General features: G+C 68.4%; 3 protein-coding genes and 1 pseudogene. 1 reads left to right on the top strand and 3 read right to left on the bottom strand.

What is annotated here, in order from left to right; genetic code table 11:
• Nucleotides 1–489: pseudogene (locus ACWELQ_RS41800) on the bottom strand (cytochrome P450); the annotation flags it as partial.
• A gap of 106 nt (nucleotides 490–595) precedes the next feature.
• Between ACWELQ_RS41800 and ACWELQ_RS41805 the strand changes: the two are divergent.
• Nucleotides 596–1,408, top strand: coding sequence for an SAM-dependent methyltransferase (locus ACWELQ_RS41805; RefSeq protein ID WP_452402523.1), 813 nt, complete (start codon nucleotides 596–598; stop codon nucleotides 1,406–1,408).
• 78 nt (nucleotides 1,409–1,486) lie between these two features.
• Here ACWELQ_RS41805 and ACWELQ_RS41810 read toward each other — a convergent pair whose 3' ends face one another.
• A complete protein-coding gene (locus tag ACWELQ_RS41810) occupies nucleotides 1,487–1,891 on the bottom strand; it encodes a hypothetical protein (RefSeq protein ID WP_452402524.1) in 405 nt (134 codons plus the stop codon).
• 32 nt (nucleotides 1,892–1,923) lie between these two features.
• Nucleotides 1,924–2,799, bottom strand: coding sequence for a hypothetical protein (locus ACWELQ_RS41815; protein ID WP_452402525.1), 876 nt, complete (start codon nucleotides 2,797–2,799; stop codon nucleotides 1,924–1,926).
• Nucleotides 2,800–3,302: the final 503 nt, after the last annotated feature.

Here is a 3,302-nt window from a genome sequence, read left to right on the forward strand (position 1 = left end):
CATGATCTCCATGCCGAGCTTGCGCAGCATCTCGCGGTCGCCCTCGGGCACCCCGACCAGTTCGGAGATCACCTCGGTGGGGAACGGCCCGGCGAATTCGGCCATCAGATCGAAACTGCCGCGCTCGAGCAGCGGTTCCAGCAGGCCGATCGCGATCTCGCGCAGCCGCGGCTGCAGCGACTGCACCCGGTGCGCGGTGAACGCGCGGGTCACCAGCCCGCGCAGGCGGGTGTGCTTGGGCGGGTCCATGGCGACGAAGGAGAAGAACCGCTCGGCCTGCGGTCCCCAGAAGGCGGGCTCCATGCGCAGGCCGTTGCGGCTGGAGAAGCGGTCGGAGTCGCGCAGCGCCGCGAGCACGTCGGCATGGCGCGAGAAGGCCCAGAAGTCGTCGTCCGCATTGCGGTAAACCGGGGCCTCGCTACGCAACCTGGCATAGTGGGGGTACGGATCGGCATGGACGTCGAAATCGAATGGGCTGTAGCGCAACATGACGAACCTTCCGGCAAGGCCACGGAGCGGGAGCGGGCCTGGCCGCTACCGGTCCGCAACTGGAGCTGACACTGTGAGACAGTAGCCGAAAAGAATTGGGAGCGTTGTGAACTCGGATCCCGCGGCCCCGCGTATCGATACCAGCAAGCCGCATCCGGCCCGCCGGTACGACTACTGGCTGGGTGGTAAGGACAATTTCGCCGCCGATCGCGAATCCGCGGACGCGGTGGCCGAGGCGTTCCCGACGGTACAACTGGCGGCGGTGGAGAATCGCAATTTTCTGCGCCGCGCCACCGCGTACCTGACCGCCGAGGCGGGGATCCGACAGTTCCTCGACATCGGCACCGGCCTGCCCACCGCGGGCAATGTCCACGAGATCGCGCAGGAAATCGCGCCGGAATCGCGCATCGTCTACGTGGACAACGATCCCATCGTGCTCATGCACGCGCGCACCCTGCTCGACAGCTCCCCCGAGGGCCGCACCGCCTACCTGGACGCGGATCTGCGCGATCCGCAACGCATCCTGAGCCACCCGGATCTGCTGGCCACCCTCGATCTGAGCCAGCCGATCGCACTCATGGTGGTGGCGGTCATGCACTTCATGACCGACGACAATCACCCCTACGAGCTGATCCGGCAGCTCACCGAACCGCTGGCCCCGGGCAGCTACCTGGTGATGTCGCACGCCACCAGCGACTACCTCGACGAGGAGGATCTGGCGCGCTCGCGGGAGGCCAATCAGCGCAGCGGCGTGCCGTTCCGGCTGCGCTCCGGCACCGAGTTCGCGAAGTTCTTCGACGGGTTCGACCTGGTGCCGCCCGGCATCACCGCGGTCACGCTGTGGCGGCCGGAGGAGTACCGCCCGCATCCGCGGCCGGAAGCGGTCAGCATGTGGGGCGGGGTAGCCCGCATTCCCTAGCTCCCCCGAACGAACTCTCCCCCGAATGCCGAACGGGCCGTGGGCCTCCAGCGCCCACGGCCCGTCCCCGCTGGATGTCTAGAGCCGACCGACATCCTTGAGTACCCGGCGGGTCTGCGCGAACAGCATCCCGACATTGACCGTCTTGCGGCACACCACCACGATCACCACGTCCTCGCGACTCTCGGTGCGGCAGAACAGGTGGGTGAGGTTGTCGCTGTTGACCAGGATCTCCTGGAAGTAGTGGCGCTCGAGCCGGATGCCGCGACGCTCCTTCCAGATGTTCTCGATCATCACCACATTGCGGCCCTGGAACAGTTCCAGCGTGGCGGCGGCCAGCAGATCGAGCACCTCCTGCGGATGATTGTCGACGGTCTCGACCGCCAGCAGCATGCCGGTGGACATGTCGATGGCGCCCGCGGCGACGCAATCGGGCACCTCCGAACGCAGCACCTTCACCAGGGTCGCCACCCGGTCGGTCATGCTGCCGGTCGCTCCTGCTCCGCTCGATGTATTCATGGCGTCCTCTCTGTTCTTCTGGGAGTGAGGGCACGCTGGCCCCGCGGCAGCGGCACCGGGGGGCGGGGCGGAAGCGTGTCGTTGATGCCGCTGGCGCCGCGACGGCGGCGGGGCAGCAGGGAACGGCCGGTGCGCGGCGGTTCCACCGGTTCCGGGGGCGGCTCGGCCACCACCGGCGCGATGGCGAGCAGATCGTCGTCGAGCATGCGGACCACCTCGACGGTGACCGCATACAGGCTGCGGCACAACAGCTTCGCGATATCCCGGCAGCTGCGGCGGCCGTTGGCCCAGAGCAGGATCTCGCGCCGACGGCCGCTGCCCGGAGTACTGAGCAGGGTCCGTCCGCGCTCGGTGAGCAGGAGTTGATTGCGGTGCGGGGAGACGCGCCCGTGGCCGAGCGCGCACAATCGCCGGTCGGTCTCGAGCAGTAGCCACCCGGGTTCGACGCCGGGTACCGGCGGGATCACCACGCGGGGGCCGCCGCTCGCCTCGGGATCGGTCGCAGTGACCGGCTGGTCCTGCCAGGAGCAGGCGCCGATCCATCCCGAGGCGATGGCGAAACAGCCGTCCACCGCGGCCATTGTGGCGACCACACGCAGGTCGGCCACCCCGGTGCAAATGCGCCCGGGGCGCGCGAGCAACTCACGCACCCCGGGCGCGCCGGGCGATTCCACCGTGACCACCAGCCCGTGGACGACATGGAGGTCCCCGCCCGGATCCCCGGTCACCCGCAGCACCCCGGTGCGCGTGGTGGCCGCGGCCTGTGCCAATTCCTGGACCAATTCCCTCGCGGATGCTCGGCCCAGCGCCGGCAATCGCCAGGGTTCGGCCGCTGCAGGTCGGCCGGGTCCGGCGAGTGCTCCCGTAGTCATGGTGAACTCCTGGGAATAGGCATGGCGAATAAAGGCGTTTGCGCAGCCGGACACCATCCGAATGCGAAAGTGGCACGCCTGGTTGATATTTCGACGGTGAGACGCCTCGTTTCGTTCACCGTGCGGGGCATATCGTGTCAGCCCACCGGTTTTGGAGCAATGGTCTCCGGTGAATCGATTACTTAAGTCCCATGGCGTTGCCGGAGGCCCCGATCACCGAAAAGAGCATCACCAGCGCAAGCGATCCGCAACACGCGTCGAGGACGGTTAAGCGCGCTTGACAGCGGCCGACGGGGAAAAGGATTGCGGCACAATATGAACCATCCGGTCGCATTTGCTACCGGCGCGCGCACCCCACCAGGCCCTCGGCCAGCGCCAGCAGATCCTCGGCCGGACGCCCGGCCAGCAAACCCGCCGCCGCCCGCAGCCGCCGCCCGGATTCCGCTCGGGCCCAGGCCTTTCCGCCCGCCCGCGCGATCAGCTCGGCGGCCCGCCCGGACGGC

It is taken from the genome of Nocardia sp. NPDC004722 (genome assembly GCF_053601505.1).